General features: G+C 30.3%; 21 protein-coding genes. 1 reads left to right on the top strand and 20 read right to left on the bottom strand.

The annotated features are described in order from the left end of the window. The 12 genes from C8269_RS02310 to C8269_RS02255 all read right to left on the bottom strand — a co-directional run bounded on the left by C8269_RS02310 (position 1) and on the right by C8269_RS02255 (position 7,443). On the bottom strand, positions 1–402 hold the full coding sequence (locus tag C8269_RS02310; protein WP_106460243.1) for an RrF2 family transcriptional regulator: 402 nt from the start codon (positions 400–402) through the stop codon (positions 1–3). A gap of 8 nt (positions 403–410) precedes the next feature. Further along, complete coding sequence (locus tag C8269_RS02305) at positions 411–1,058, bottom strand: DUF655 domain-containing protein (RefSeq protein WP_106460242.1); 648 nt, start codon at positions 1,056–1,058, stop codon at positions 411–413. Positions 1,059–1,082: 24 nt separating this feature from the next. Then, positions 1,083–1,391, bottom strand: coding sequence for a ribosome silencing factor (gene rsfS / locus C8269_RS02300; protein ID WP_106460241.1), 309 nt, complete (start codon positions 1,389–1,391; stop codon positions 1,083–1,085). After that, positions 1,366–1,950, bottom strand: coding sequence for a bis(5'-nucleosyl)-tetraphosphatase (symmetrical) YqeK (gene yqeK, locus C8269_RS02295; protein ID WP_106460240.1), 585 nt, complete (start codon positions 1,948–1,950; stop codon positions 1,366–1,368). Before yqeK ends, rsfS begins: the two co-directional genes overlap by 26 nt. Next, positions 1,943–2,539 (bottom strand): nicotinate (nicotinamide) nucleotide adenylyltransferase, encoded by a 597-nt coding sequence (gene nadD, locus C8269_RS02290; RefSeq protein ID WP_106460239.1) that lies wholly within the window; start codon positions 2,537–2,539, stop codon positions 1,943–1,945. The genes yqeK and nadD overlap by 8 nt, the downstream gene beginning before the upstream one ends. Further along, positions 2,539–2,823 (bottom strand): ribosome assembly RNA-binding protein YhbY, encoded by a 285-nt coding sequence (gene yhbY, locus C8269_RS02285; RefSeq protein ID WP_106460238.1) that lies wholly within the window; start codon positions 2,821–2,823, stop codon positions 2,539–2,541. The genes nadD and yhbY overlap by 1 nt, the downstream gene beginning before the upstream one ends. Positions 2,824–2,831: 8 nt before the next feature. Beyond that, positions 2,832–4,112 carry a GTPase ObgE gene (obgE, locus tag C8269_RS02280; RefSeq protein ID WP_106460237.1) on the bottom strand — a complete coding sequence of 427 codons (1,281 nt, stop codon included), beginning with the start codon at positions 4,110–4,112 and terminating at the stop codon, positions 2,832–2,834. A gap of 53 nt (positions 4,113–4,165) precedes the next feature. Then, entirely contained in the window at positions 4,166–4,447 is a 282-nt protein-coding gene (gene rpmA, locus C8269_RS02275) for a 50S ribosomal protein L27 (RefSeq protein ID WP_072537410.1), read from the bottom strand. Further along, positions 4,444–4,761 (bottom strand): ribosomal-processing cysteine protease Prp, encoded by a 318-nt coding sequence (locus C8269_RS02270; protein ID WP_106460236.1) that lies wholly within the window; start codon positions 4,759–4,761, stop codon positions 4,444–4,446. Before C8269_RS02270 ends, rpmA begins: the two co-directional genes overlap by 4 nt. Next, complete coding sequence (gene rplU / locus C8269_RS02265) at positions 4,761–5,072, bottom strand: 50S ribosomal protein L21 (protein WP_106460235.1); 312 nt, start codon at positions 5,070–5,072, stop codon at positions 4,761–4,763. The genes C8269_RS02270 and rplU overlap by 1 nt, the downstream gene beginning before the upstream one ends. Positions 5,073–5,170: 98 nt before the next feature. Next, positions 5,171–6,334, bottom strand: a complete 1,164-nt coding sequence (gene thiI / locus C8269_RS02260; protein ID WP_106460234.1) for a tRNA uracil 4-sulfurtransferase ThiI — start codon at positions 6,332–6,334, stop codon at positions 5,171–5,173. Next, positions 6,334–7,443, bottom strand: a complete 1,110-nt coding sequence (locus C8269_RS02255; RefSeq protein ID WP_106460233.1) for a cysteine desulfurase family protein — start codon at positions 7,441–7,443, stop codon at positions 6,334–6,336. Before C8269_RS02255 ends, thiI begins: the two co-directional genes overlap by 1 nt. Positions 7,444–7,511: 68 nt before the next feature. Here C8269_RS02255 and C8269_RS02250 point away from each other — a divergent pair, with 68 nt between their 5' ends. Then, entirely contained in the window at positions 7,512–8,426 is a 915-nt protein-coding gene (locus C8269_RS02250; protein ID WP_106460232.1) for a ribonuclease H-like domain-containing protein, read from the top strand. Here the strand turns inward: C8269_RS02250 and C8269_RS02245 are convergent. The 8 genes from C8269_RS02245 to C8269_RS02210 form a co-directional block, all read right to left on the bottom strand. Further along, positions 8,421–9,116: a uracil-DNA glycosylase gene (locus C8269_RS02245; RefSeq protein WP_410035497.1), complete on the bottom strand. Its 696-nt coding sequence runs from the start codon at positions 9,114–9,116 to the stop codon at positions 8,421–8,423. The two genes, C8269_RS02250 and C8269_RS02245, sit on opposite strands and share 6 nt — an antisense overlap. Then, positions 9,103–9,543 (bottom strand): signal peptidase II, encoded by a 441-nt coding sequence (gene lspA, locus C8269_RS02240; RefSeq protein ID WP_106460231.1) that lies wholly within the window; start codon positions 9,541–9,543, stop codon positions 9,103–9,105. The genes C8269_RS02245 and lspA overlap by 14 nt, the downstream gene beginning before the upstream one ends. Beyond that, a complete protein-coding gene (locus tag C8269_RS02235; protein WP_321161872.1) occupies positions 9,540–10,241 on the bottom strand; it encodes a YlmH/Sll1252 family protein in 702 nt (233 codons plus the stop codon). The genes lspA and C8269_RS02235 overlap by 4 nt, the downstream gene beginning before the upstream one ends. A 93-nt stretch (positions 10,242–10,334) precedes the next feature. After that, positions 10,335–10,895 carry a cell division protein SepF gene (locus C8269_RS02230; RefSeq protein WP_106460229.1) on the bottom strand — a complete coding sequence of 187 codons (561 nt, stop codon included), beginning with the start codon at positions 10,893–10,895 and terminating at the stop codon, positions 10,335–10,337. 66 nt (positions 10,896–10,961) lie between these two features. Further along, the gene (locus C8269_RS02225) at positions 10,962–11,945 is read right to left on the bottom strand and encodes an NAD(P)H-dependent glycerol-3-phosphate dehydrogenase (RefSeq protein ID WP_106460228.1); all 984 of its coding nucleotides are present in this window, start codon (positions 11,943–11,945) and stop codon (positions 10,962–10,964) included. An 8-nt stretch (positions 11,946–11,953) separates the two neighbouring features. After that, positions 11,954–12,532 carry a glycerol-3-phosphate 1-O-acyltransferase PlsY gene (gene plsY / locus C8269_RS02220; RefSeq protein ID WP_106460227.1) on the bottom strand — a complete coding sequence of 193 codons (579 nt, stop codon included), beginning with the start codon at positions 12,530–12,532 and terminating at the stop codon, positions 11,954–11,956. Beyond that, positions 12,529–13,848 (bottom strand): ribosome biogenesis GTPase Der, encoded by a 1,320-nt coding sequence (der, locus tag C8269_RS02215; RefSeq protein WP_106460226.1) that lies wholly within the window; start codon positions 13,846–13,848, stop codon positions 12,529–12,531. Before der ends, plsY begins: the two co-directional genes overlap by 4 nt. Before the next feature lie 43 nt (positions 13,849–13,891). Continuing rightward, the gene (locus C8269_RS02210; RefSeq protein WP_234025818.1) at positions 13,892–14,299 is read right to left on the bottom strand and encodes a SoxR reducing system RseC family protein; all 408 of its coding nucleotides are present in this window, start codon (positions 14,297–14,299) and stop codon (positions 13,892–13,894) included. Positions 14,300–14,308 lie beyond the last annotated feature (9 nt).

The raw sequence follows: 14,308 nt of genomic DNA, 5'->3' as shown, positions 1-14,308 counted from the left end.
TTAAATTTCATGTTTGACAATATTATCCAAAGTTATGGAATCTACAGCCTCATTTATTAGACTGTCTAATTTTGTAAATACATCATATGCATCACATTTTTCAGCGCACTCAACTTTTCCACTTACGCATTCACTCATTGTTAAGTCACCCTCTAAGCTCCTTAGAATTTGACCAATGGAAATTTCTTTAAGTGGCTTACTTATCTTGTATCCGCCCTTTGGACCACGGCTTGATTTTATCAAGTCATCTTTTCTTAGCATTCTTACTAATTGTTCTAAATAATTTTCTGATAAGTTTAAATTCTCACTAATTTCAGAAACAGGTATATAGCCCTTATTTTCATTTTCTGCTATATAGCATATTGCTCTAAGCCCATACCTGCCTCTTGTTGATAATTTCATATATACCCCTATACTGTTATCAAATCTTTCATTGCCTCAAAATATTTATCACCTATGCCACTAACATTTTTTATCTCTTCAATCTTCTCAAATCGCTTCTGCTTCCTATATTCTATAATAGCATCCGCCCTTTTTTCACCTATGTTAGGTAGGGTCATAAGTTCTTCTTTACTAGCTATATTTATATTAATTTTAGCCTGTAAGCTTTGATTGGAAATAGATTGACTTTGCCCTAATGTTTGTGGGTTATCAGCATTTATGTTTTGATTCTCATCAATATTAGGTATGTATATTTTCATCTGATCTTCTAACCTTAAGGCTAGATTTATCGCATTTATATCTGCCCTTTCTGTTAGCCCACCTGCCTTTTTTACTAAATCATCTAATCTATCACCATCTTCTATAGCATAAACACCAGAATGTAATACTTCTCCAGATATGTATACTTTTTTATCAAGATTTTCTAAATCTGAGTCTACATCTTTTTCATTTTCTTTTTGATTTTTATTTTTCTGGTCAGGTTCTTTTACAATTATGCTTTCTTCCTTTTTAGTAAATTTATCAATTATACTATTATCTGAAAAAACATTGGCTACTAAAAAGGCTAAAGCTATGATAGCTGCAAATATAAATTTGTCTTTTCTATCTTTAGGCATACTTACTCCTAATAATCTATGGGGTTAATTCTCCCATAGATTATCTATATCATAGAACTCTCTTTGTTTATGAGTGAATATATGGACAATAACATCACTTACATCTATTAAAATCCATTCACCTTCTCTTAATCCTTCGTTCGATAAGACATCATAGCCTTCTTTTGCCAAAGATTCTTCTATATAATCAGCTAAGGCTCTAGTTTGATTTACAGAGTTACCTGTGGCTACAACAAAATAATCAGCTACAGAAGAGTCCTCTAATTTTATTACATTTATATCATCGGCTAATTTGTCTTCAAGTGTTTTAACTATTATGTCTAGTTTTTGCATTTTTCTCCTCTATTAAGTAATTTCTTGCTTCAATACTTAGTGGATTTATAATTGATTTTTTTGATATTAAAAACTTTATACTGCTGTCAAGCAGCATAAGCATAGTGTCGTTTAAATCAACAACCGATTTTCTTCTAATATCTTCAATTCCTTTAAAATCCCTATTAGGTTCTATAGCATCAGCAATAAATACTATTTTCTCTAATTTGGTCATATTTTTTTTGCCAGTAGTATGAAAACTTATTGCTGATAATATATCCTCATCGTTAATATTATACACTTTTTTTGCTAATTCTGCTCCTAAAAACGAATGAAGAACTGGGTCATTTTCTGAACTAACTGGATACTTTTTAATATCAATTCCTAGCTTATTTATAATTCTCTTTTCATTGTATTTTGCACAATCATGTAGGATTCCTGCAAGATAAGCTTTGTTTTCATCTACTCCAAAGACCCTTGCTAAATCACTCGCTGTTTTGGCTACTCTTAGACTGTGGTTGTATCTTTTTTCGCCTATATCTTCTAATATTTTTTCTTTAATATGATCAAGATTATGCATACAAATTCCTCTGTTTTATAATGTAGTCAACTTCATCTTTTACAAGATATTTAATACTTTTCTCATCCTTTACTAAAGACCTTATTAGAGTTGAGGATATATTAATACTTAAACTATTTACTAGGAATATATTCGGATTATCTTTCCTGATTTTTTTTACTTTGTCAACAAGTTTGCTATGTGGATCTATACCCTCCCTGGAAAAAACAATTATATTTGAGTCTAATATATATTTATAATTCTTCCAAGTATCTATAGTCATAAATGAGTCCTCGCCCATTATATAAAATATTTCATGTTCCTTTAGAGAATCTGTAAAATATTTTATTGTATCGTGGGTGTACCTGATTACCTGATCAGTAGATTCAAAGGTAGATAAGATTATCTTATCATTGTCTTTAATAGCCTCGCTTACCATTTCAACTCTAGTATTGACTTCTGTAATCTTCTTATCTTTTTTATGAGGAGGATTAGATGAAGGTAATATGATAATTCTATCAAGATTCATATAATTAATCACATTTTCCATCACTATTAGATGACCTAAATGTATTGGGTCAAATGTTCCTCCATAAAGTCCTATCCTCATTATAAGTTATAAGAATTTGATTCGTTTTTTCTGTAAATTGTAATTATTGATCCTATATGTGAAATAAACTCACAATTTAATTTGTTAATTATAGTATCAATAATTTCATCAGCATCATCTAGATTATTATTTAATATTTTAATTTTTATTAATTCTCTAGCTTCTAAAGCTTCATCAATTGCTTCTAGTAATTGATCTGTCACTGAAAATTTACCTATATTTATCACTGGTTTAAAATCATGAGCTTCTTGCTTAAGCATAGCTCTTTGCTTTCCTGTTAACATTTTTCCTCCTATTCATAGTACTCAAAAACAATATCGCCTACTGCAACACTGTCTCCATCTTTTATTCCCATTTCTTTTAGTTTATCAAATACTTCCATCTCTCTTAAAGTTGACTCAAAGTACATTCTAGAATCATAATCATCTATATCTATTTTTTTTATTAGATTATCAATTCTTTTTCCATAAACTATATAAATATCATCTTCTTTTGTAAAGTTTAGATCATAATCAATTTCTTTATTATAAAATTCATCTAAAAAGCTCTCGTCAATATCTTCAATTAGAGCAAACTCTTCATCTTTTCTCTTGTCTAGCTCTAATGTTACATAATCTATCATATCTTTAATACCCTGAGTGGTAGCAGCAGAAATCTTGAATATTTTATAAGTTTTTCCAAATTCTTTTATAAATTCTTCAGTATTATTTTTAAAATCCAACTCTGACTTATTAAGAGCGACTATCATAGGTTTTTTACCCAAATCCTCATTATAAAGTTCCAATTCTTTATTAATGAGTTTAAAATCGTCAATTGGATTTCTTCCTTCCAGACCAGCAATATCTAGTACATGAATTAATATTCTGCATCTTTCTACATGTTTTAAAAAATCATGACCAAGACCTTGTCCTTCATTTGCGCCTTCAATAAGACCAGCAATATCAGCAACTATAAAGCTTCTTTCATTATCTACTTGTACTACACCAAGATTTGGATCGATAGTTGTAAAATGATAATTAGCAATCTTTGGCTTTGCCTTACTTATTACGGATAAAAGAGTTGATTTGCCTACGTTTGGCAAACCGACAAGGCCAACATCAGCAAGTACTTTAAGCTCAAAAATAACATTAATTTCTTGACCTTTTCTACCTGACTCAGCAAACCTTGGAGCTTGTCTAATTGAGTTTTTAAAGTGAACATTTCCTCTACCGCCTCTACCACCTTTGGCAATTAAAAATTCTTCACCATCTTTGTTTAAATCTTTTATTATAATATTTGATTCTTCTTCTCTTATAATGGTTCCTACTGGAACTGGGATTATTAAATTTTCACCCTTTTTCCCAAATTTCTTATTTTTTCCGCCTTGTTCACCATTTTCTGCATGAAATTTTTTCTTATATCGAAATTCATCAAGGGTTGAGAGGTTCCTTGTGGCTTTTATAATTATTGATCCACCATTTCCTCCATCACCACCAGCAGGTCCGCCAGTTGGTTCATATTTTTCCCTTCTCCAGGCTACTGCACCATTACCACCATCGCCTGCCTTTAAGCTTACTTTTGCTAAATCTATCATATTTATCCTTTCATAAAAAAAGGCTTGCCAAAGGCAAGCTTAATTTTTCTTAATTATTGTGCATAAACAGATACTTGTTTTCTGCTTTTGCCTTTTCTTTCGAATTTTACAACACCTTCACATGATGCATAAAGAGTATCATCAGCACCTCTTTTAACGTTGTTACCTGGGTGGATTTTTGTTCCTCTTTGTCTAACAATGATTGTTCCAGCGTTTACAAATTGACCATCTGCTCTTTTAACGCCAAGTCTTTTAGCTCTTGAGTCTCTACCGTTCTTTGAAGATGAAACTCCCTTTTTACTTGAAAATCTTTGTAAATTAATATTTAATATCATGATTTCTCCTTATATTTTAATTTTACATAGCTGCTATAATTACCTAAAAGTGTTTCTATACCAGTCTTAAAGTAATCAAATATAACATCTGTATCCCTATTTGGACTAGTAATATTTACAGACATCATAACTTCATCATCTGTAAAAATCACATCATCAGCATATTTATCAAGACTATTTACACAAGTATAGGCAAGTATGGTTACAGCTGAACATACAAGGTCTTTGCCATATTCATCATATTCAGCATGACCTTTGATTTCAAATCCTACTATTTCGTCCTTATTATCGATTAATAAATCAACATTAATCATTAAAGACTTATGCTATTAATTTTTACTAAAGTATAAGGTTGTCTGTGACCGTGTTTTTTTCTATATTGTTTTTTAGGTTTATATTTAAACACTACGATTTTTTTAGCTTTATTTTGATCTTCAACAGTTGCAGTTACTTTTGCACCTTCAACAACTGGGCTACCAACTTTGATATCTCCATCGTTAGATACTAATAAAACTTCTTCAAAATCAACAGTTTCACCAACTTCGTAATTAAGTTTTTCAACTCTTACCAAGTCACCTTCTGATACTTTATATTGTTTTCCACCTGTTTTGATTATTGCGTACATGGAAATCCTCCTATTTCTTAAATTCTCGCCAGCATTCGGGGATCAGAGCCCTAGCTGAGCGGTCTACTTATATATACTACTTCTGTTTAATAGTTTTGTCAAGATATTTCTATTATTTCCATCTTCTCAATAGCTTCATTCTCTAACTTTTCTATATCTAGATTTTCTTCAGACATCTTTATATATTTTAACTTAGGTTTTGTGAGTGGAGAATCAGGAGCAAATATTGAACAACAATCATCATATGGTTCTATAGACTTTTCATAGGAGCCTATCTTATATGATATATCAATAATATCCTTCTTATCCATAGCAACTAGTGGTCTTAAAATCGGCCTTTCTGATGAATCATTTATTACAGAAATAGATTCTATAGTCTGACTTGCTACTTGGCCTAAGCTTTCACCTGTAATTAAAGCTTGATACTCCTTATTTTCAGCAATTTTATTGGCAATCCTCATCATAAACCTCCTGGATAAGATGGTCGTTTCCCTCCTATCACAGTTTTGATTTATTGCCTTATAAATATCAGCTAAATTTATCGAATATATTGTCATTTTGCCTGTATATGCAGATAAAATTTCTCCTAGGTCAATCGCTTTTTGCAAGGCTCTTTTTGAAGTAAAAGGATATGAATGAAAATGTAAGCAGTCAATCTTCATTCCTCTTTTAGCCACCATAAACCCAGCCACTGGTGAATCAATTCCTCCAGATAAGAGCAATAGACCCTTTCCTGAAGAACCAATTGGAAGGCCTCCTAAGCCCTCAAACCTATCGGCATATACATAAACATTTTCTTTTACATCTATATAAAGCTTAAAATCAGGATTATGAACATCCACCCTTAGGTTCGGGAAATCCCTTAGCATAAATCCACCTATTTTTGCACTTAATTCAGGACTTTTTAGCTTGAAAGTTTTATCAGTTCTTCTACTTTCTACCTTAAAAGTGTATTTATTGTCAGCATATGAGTTTTCAACAACCTCTTTTGTTGCTTCATATATAGAATCAAGATCTTTATTTGTTTTTAAAACATAAGCAAGATAAGAAATCCCAAATACCTTTAAGATATTTTCCTTTAATTTGTCGAAATCTTGCCTATCAGCTTCAATATAGAGTTTTGAGGATTCTGTATACATCTTGCCGTGTTTGATTTCTCTTATATTTCTTTTTATATTATTAATTGCTTGTTTGTAGAAAATATTTCTATTCTTACCCTTTAAAAATATTTCGCCAAAGCTAACCGCAATCATCCATTCCATTATATTACCATCCTTATTAGTTCAATACTTCTTTTTAGAATATCTATTGTAAAATCAAGGTCTTCTTTGCTTATTTCTCCACTGAAAGAAAATCTAATTGCCCCATCCATATATTTTTCATCTAAATCTATAGCAGATAAAATCCTGCTATCATCACCCTTTGAGCAGGCAGAGCCGCTTGATACATAAATTTCCTCTTCTTCCAGCATATGGAGTAAAACCTCAGCCTTAATATTTGCAAAAGCAACATCTAGAATATATGCAGAACAATTTTCTTCTGGAGAAATTATATAGTAATCATCAATACTATCTTTTATTAAAGATCTAAAATATAAGTTAATTTCTTTAATATATTCATACTCATTAGCTTCAATTTGTTTTCTTAGGGCAATCGCCATAGCATATATTGATGGGGCATCGCTTGTTCCAGATGATATTATTTCTTGATAGCCTCCATCCAAAATAGGTTTAACCTTTGCGGTTATATCCTTCTTTATATAAAGTCCACCCATTTGTTTCGGACCGTGAAATTTATGGGCGGAGAAACTCATCATATCAACACCTAGTGACTTAACATCACAGTTTATCTTTCCTAAAGCTTGCGTTGCATCAATATGTAAAATTATATTTTTGTTATAAGATTTTATAATTTCAGAAATTTTTCTAATATCTTGAATACAACCTATTTCATTATTTACATATATTATTGATACAAAACTGATATCATTATTTAATTGTTTTTTTAAATCATTAAGGTCAATAAAACCATATTTATCGTTATCTAGGTAAATGACTTTATCAAAATCAGATTTTTTAAAAGCTTCGTACACTGAAGAATGCTCTATTTTACTTGTTAACGCCACCCCATCAAAAGATTTGATGGCTATATTATTTGATTCACTAGCTGATTTTGTAAAAAATACTTCACTCTCGGCAGACGAGATAACACTAGCTATATATTTCCTACTTTTTTTTATTAAATTTTCTGCTTCCATACCAAATGAATGGAGGGCACTTGGATTTGCAAAGGTCTCTTCTTGAGCTTTTACATACGCTTTTATTGCCTCATCATACATCTTTGTAGTCGCAGCATTATCTAAATAGATCATACATACTCCTTAATATTTCTATTATATTAGAAGTAAGTTAGATTACAAATCTATAGTATAATAATGTTATGATTACAATTAAAAAATATTTAAAATCAAATAAAATAACAAGTCACGACCTTGTTTTGGATATTGAAACTACTGGCTTAGATTTTAAAAGGGATAAGCTTGTTTTGCTTGGTCTTGTGAAACTTATAAATAATAAAACATATATCTTTCAATATTTTGCAGAAGATGATAGTGAGGAAGAAAGATTACTTAACATATATTTACGAGAAATTAAAGATAAAAGAGTTATTAGCTTTAATGGGGAAATATTTGACTTCGAATTTTTAAATTCACGTTTATTAGCTCATGAGAAATTTCCAATAATAGTAGATGATAGTTTCGACATTTATAGGATAATTAAAAGAAGTTCAAAATTTATCTATTTTGATTCTATGAAGCTTATCGATATAGAAAAACTAATCGGTATTAATAGAAATGATCCAAGTAGATACAAGGTAATTTCTAAACTAAAAGATGACCTTAAAAAAAGAGATAAGCCTTATCCTATATTAAAGCACAATGAGAATGATTTAATAGCTACGGCAGAGCTTGCCGATATAAAAGAAATACTTAAAGAAAAATTAGGAATTGCTACAAAGTTTGGTAATATTTACATCTCTAATGCTAATATTAATAAAGACATAGCAAATATAGAATTTATATCAGATAATAATCTGAATGAAACATATTTGGTTAAAGACAACTATCAAATAGTAATAAAAGATAATTTGATCAGACTCAACCTATTCGTCCTATACGGAAATTTCCCAGATGGGTCAAATGGTCATGTTGCAATTAATACTTTAAATATTACAAATAATTCAAATACTGAAATTAACGAAAATCTCTTAATTATCAGACAAGATTTTTTATATAATTATAAAAATCTCTTAGCATTAGCAAAAAAAATAATAGAGACTCTCGATAGCCTATAAACTATCTAGAGTCTCTATTTTCCAATCAATCTCTTTTTCATTATTCTTTTTTAGAAATTGATTTGTTCTTGAAAAAACTTTTGATCCAAAAAATCCTCTCCTTGCTGATAAAGGCGAAGGATGTGATGATTTTATAATTAAGTGTTTAGGATTCGTTATGAATTTTTCTTTAGCTATGGCGTTATTTCCCCAGAGAATGAAGACACATGGACTTTCTTTCTTATTTAGTATCTTAATAATTTCATCTGTAAAAATTTGCCAACCAATATTTTTATGAGAATTAGGTTTCTTTTCCACAACTGTTAGACTTGTATTAAGTAAAAGCACTCCTTGTTTAGCCCAAGAAACTAGTGAACCAGTATCAGCGATTGGAATGCCTAAATCTGATTTTAATTCCTTATAAATATTTTTAAGTGAAGGCGGTATCTTTACACCTTCATTAACTGAAAAAGCTAATCCATTTGCCTGGCCAAAATTATAGTAAGGATCTTGGCCCAAAATAAGAACCTTAGTATCTTCATAAGAGGATAGTCTAAGAGCATTAAAGATTTCATCTTTTGGAGGAAATATAGTGTTTTCTTTATAAGACTCTTCTAAAAAATCAGTTATTTCTTTAAAATAGGACTTAGCAAATTCAGCTTCTAATATTTCATCCCAATCATTTCCTATAATGTTTTTAATTCTCTTCATGAATAAAAAGTATATATATTATTGATAAGCCACAACCTATTGTGACAAAGATATCTGCAATATTAAATATTGGGAAATTTACAAAAGAGATCTCTATAAAATCTACAACATAACCATTAAAGGCTCTATCATAAAAATTACCCAAAGCTCCTGATATAATAAATGATAGGGCTACATTTAATATGAGAGGATTATTTTTATAATTTTTAATAAAATAATATATTAAATAACAAACTATTCCTACCGTAATAAGCAGGAAAAATATCCTCCTATCTTGTAAAATCCCAAAAGCTGCTCCCCTATTTTCTAAATAAGTGAGATTTATTATTGGACCTTCGATTGGGTTACCTATAAAATTATTAATTGCGTAAATTTTGCTAAGTCTATCTAAAATTAGACCGGCTATAATTATAAATATATATATCATTTAATTTTCCTATATTCTATGTGGTAGTTTCCTTTTTTACTTAAACCGCTTATGGAATCATATATAAATCTTCCATTTTTTCTAATAGAAATCAGGGAAGATTCATTTACTCTATATGATGGATTATCTATAGTCTGAAAATCAACCTTAACCATTCTGGCGGCAACTAGTTCTTTGGCCTTGCCTCTTGATGTAGATATAAATTCTGCTACAAGATTATCAAGTCTTCGGCTTGAAACGAATCCTTTATGATATTCATATTCTAAAGGAATTAAAGAAATTTGTCCAGCTTCTTTTTCTTTTAATTGTATCTTTTCATTTTTAATTTTTGTTAAATTGAATTCTACAAAAGAAGCTATCCCCTTATCGATAACAAATTCTACCCTGGAATCTAGTATAGAAATATCACCTATCTGATTTCTATCTACACCTAAACTTAATAAAGCTCCAAGTACATCAGGATGGCTTATTTCGCATGAGTCAAATTCTAATACACTTAGATAATTAGGCTCATATAGAGGTAGATAGTAGTAGTTTGCAACAAACATCTTTCTTTCAGCATCAGGGTTACCACCAATAAAGGCAATATCGATATTATTTTTAGTAGCAATATCACTTATCACTTTTTGTTCATAGGGATCTAAGAAAAAGCTTGTTGTTTCGACTTTTCTATAATAAGCTTTTTCTAAAAAAGCCAAGGCTTTCCTTATATTTGTTTTTGTCTGTTTATCTAAAATATGGTCGAGATTATATATTAAAGCCATAAAAATAAAAGATCGAAATTAATCGATCTATAATTGGTTATAATTACCTTCTGATATTTGATCAGCTACAAAAGAATCTATCTCAACACCATTAGGTGTGATTACAAATATACCTTTAGTAACCTTCTTCATATTACCTTTGAGAGCGTATACTGCTCCACTAACAAAGTCAAATATCCTCATTCTAAGGTCATTATCAACCATCTCTAAATTAAGAACCACTACTCTATTTTTTAGGATTTCTTCTATTACTACTGGACCATCATTATCATAATCTAATGGTTCTTGAATTGAAATTCTCATATTATTACTCCTAGAAAAATTATTACTGTTCATGCTAACTACATTATCATCCACACTGCTTGTATATGAGCTTTTATAAGTATTAGTATTATTTTTACCATAAGAGCTTGATGAAAAAGTGTTTGATGAATATGATGGTGTCTTGTCATCATCTAATAGATTGCTATAAGTTTTACTTTCTTTTTTTTCTTCTTTGGCATCTTCATCATCATAATACATTTGCTCATCATCATAATCGTCATAATTATCATCAATTCCAATGAATTCTTTAAACCTATCTAACATTTAAACCACCCTTTTTCTTTTTAAATTCTTACACTTATTATATCCTAATTTTAATATATGTAAAAATTAATATTCGCTCTTAATTTCTCTATTCATTAAATCTTTTACCGATTGGTCACAATCTTTACCTTCAAAAAGAACTTCATATATCTCATTTGTTATTGGAAGCTCAACATTTTTTTCCTTAGCTAATTCATAAACTGCCTTTGTTGTAGGTATACCTTCAACAACCATATGGATTTCTTTTTCAAGTTCTTCTATGCTTAAACCTTGACCTACTAAAATCCCTGCTCTGTTATTTCTAGAATGTTTACTAGTAGCTGTCACTATCAAATCGCCAACCCCTGCCAAACCATTTATAGTTTTAGGGTTTGCACCAAATGCTTTCGCAAACCTATTCATTTCATGAATCCCCCTTGTGATGAGGGCTGCCTTCGCATTATCACCATATCCTAGTCCACTTGACATACCTATTCCAAAAGCAAGTATATTTTTAATAGCTCCACCTAATTCAACACCTACTACATCTTGTGATGAGTAGACTCTAAAATAGTCTCTAACAAATAGCTGTTGTAATTCTTTTGCTAAACTTTCATCTTCACAAGCGCAAACTATTGTTGTTGGCATCTTAAAAATAACTTCTTCAGCATGTGATGGGCCACTTAATACTGCAAATTTAATATCCTTATTAAAATCATTAAAAATTTCTGATATTCTCTTATGAGTGTTTAGCTCCAGACCTTTTGATAAGTTGATAATAACATGATTGCTGCATAGATAATCTCTAGATTTTTCCAAGACTGACCTTATATTTTGGGTTGGTATACCATTGATTATATATTTATTTTCATAAATCTCTTTTAAATCAGAAGTAGCTCTTATCTTTTCATTAAGTTTTATATCTGGAAAATATTTACAGTTTATATGGTTTGAATTTATGGAATCTGCCAATCTTTGATCTCTAGCATATATCAAAACATCATCTTTTTCTGCTAGAATATTTGCTATAGCTGTCGACCAAGAACCAGCTCCTAAAATTGATATTGTCATTTAATCACCTAAAATATTTTTTTCTCTTCACCCTTGATAAGTCTTTTAAAATTATCCTTATGTTTATAAATTATCATCAATGCCAAAATAGATAAACATATAGTAAAGCTATTAATTCCAAACTTATATATACCGTATACAATAGCTACAAGAGCAGCACTCATAGAAGCAAGAGATACTATTCTACTTGCAATCATAACTACTAAAAATACAGCAAATAGGGTTAGGGCAAATACAGGATTGATATATACCAAAGCTCCAAAAATTGTTGCTATTCCCTTTCCTGCCTTAAAATTAAGGACGAAGCTATACATATGCCCAATGACGACAAAAAACATCGCTAGATAAATTCCTTCTTCCCCAGCAAGTTTTTTACCAATTATGCAAGCAACAATAGCCTTTGAAAAATCAAATAGAAATGTTCCTAAACCTGCTAATTTCCCGAAATTTCTCAAGGCATTTGTACTTCCTACATTGCCAGAACCCATTTTCCTTATATCTTGTTTAAAAAATATTTTTCCAATCACATAACCAGCTGGTATTGATCCTATTAGGTAGGATAGCAGAATTACTAATATATATTTCATGATTTTGCCTTATGTTCTTTGAATACAAAACTAAAAGGTACACCAGTCAATGCATAATTTTGTCTGATTTGATTTTCTAGATATCTAGTATAGGAGAAGTGAATTAAATCTCTATCATTTATTGACAACAAGAATTTTGGTGGCATAGTTCCTACCTGGCTCATGTAGTAAATCTTAAGTCTCTTACCCTTATCTTGTGGAGGTGGATTTAATAGCATTGCATCTTGTAAAATTGTATTTAAAACACCAGTCTTAATTCTCATTCTATAGTTATTATCTACAGCTTCTATCATATCTAATAGGGTATCTATTCTTTTATTATCCTTAACTGACATAAAGACAATTGGTGCATACATTGCAAAAGATAGAGTCTCACGGATTTTTTTTTCCATATCAGCCATTGTATTAGTCTCTTTTTCAACCAAATCCCACTTATTTACTGCAATTATTATTGCTTTTTTATTGTTGTGGGCATAACCGGCTATCTTTGCATCCTGCTCTGTAACTCCTACTGTAGCATCTATCAAAAACAAGCAAATTTCTGCACTATCTACAGCATCAAAAGTCCTTTGATTGGCATAATATTCTATGTTTTCTTTAACTTTTGCCTTTCTCCTTAGGCCAGCAGTATCAATTAAGACATAGTTTTTGTCATTGTATTGCCAATAAGAATCTACAGCATCTCTAGTTGTACCAGCGATGTTTGTTACTATCATCCTATCTTCATTCAAAAGCAGATTGACAAGAGAACTTTTACCAGCATTTGGTTTACCTATTATGGCAATTCTTGTCTCGTCTTCTGGTGAATCAAACTGAGAAAAGTCAATATAAGATGTAACTGCATCTAATAGGTCTCCTAGTCCCTTTGCTTGTTCTGCTGATATAATTTTCAAATCATCAAATCCAAATTGATAAAAATCATAAATGTCATCTGGCATTATCATATTATCGACTTTATTTGCTACGATTATAACTGGCTTATTATATTTTCTTATTTCATTTGCAATATCGACGTCATGAGGGTTGACTCCTTCTTTACCATCGACTACAAATAGTATTAAATTTGTCTCAAGAAGAGCTTTTTCTACTTGCCCTCTGATTTCGACATTCATCATCTCTTTACTTGATATATCTATACCGCCAGTATCAACAAGCTGAAATTCATTATTTTGCCATTCTACTTTATCGACAATCCTATCTCTTGTAACTCCTGATATATCTTCAGTAATTGATTTTCTTTTGCCAACTAGTCTATTAAAAAGCGTAGATTTACCTACATTTGTTCTACCTACTAGGGTTACTATTGGTAAGGCCATTTTATCACTCCATTGTTCGATATTGAATATTCAATATCGCTTATCATAATTTTCTTATCTTCATTAATTGTTCTTTTTTAAAATTCTTATCTATCCCTCTTATTATTAAGATTGAAATAGCTAAAAATACTAATACGCTTAATAAAGAAATAAGATTTAAATCCAAGTTAGAATTTTTAAATAGTAATGATGGGCCTATAGCTCCAATCATCACCATTATTACTGGAAATATATATACAATAGCAGAAAGTTTATTGATTTCATTCGCATCACTTTCTAATAGTACTGTATCTCCTTTTTTTATATCATCCGCTGAAAACATTTCAATTATAGTTGATTTTCTTTCTGCACAAGAGCCATTTGCTGCACATGAGCCGCACGCGCTATTCCTATCAACTTGAATTTTAAGATTTCCATTATTATTTTCAAGGACTAAACCTTCTTTAGTCATTGACATTAT

This window comes from Anaerococcus sp. Marseille-P3915 (genome assembly GCF_900258475.1).
GTDB classification, from domain to species: domain Bacteria; phylum Bacillota; class Clostridia; order Tissierellales; family Peptoniphilaceae; genus Anaerococcus; species Anaerococcus kampingae.
This window is presented reverse-complemented; position numbering and strand designations above follow the sequence as displayed.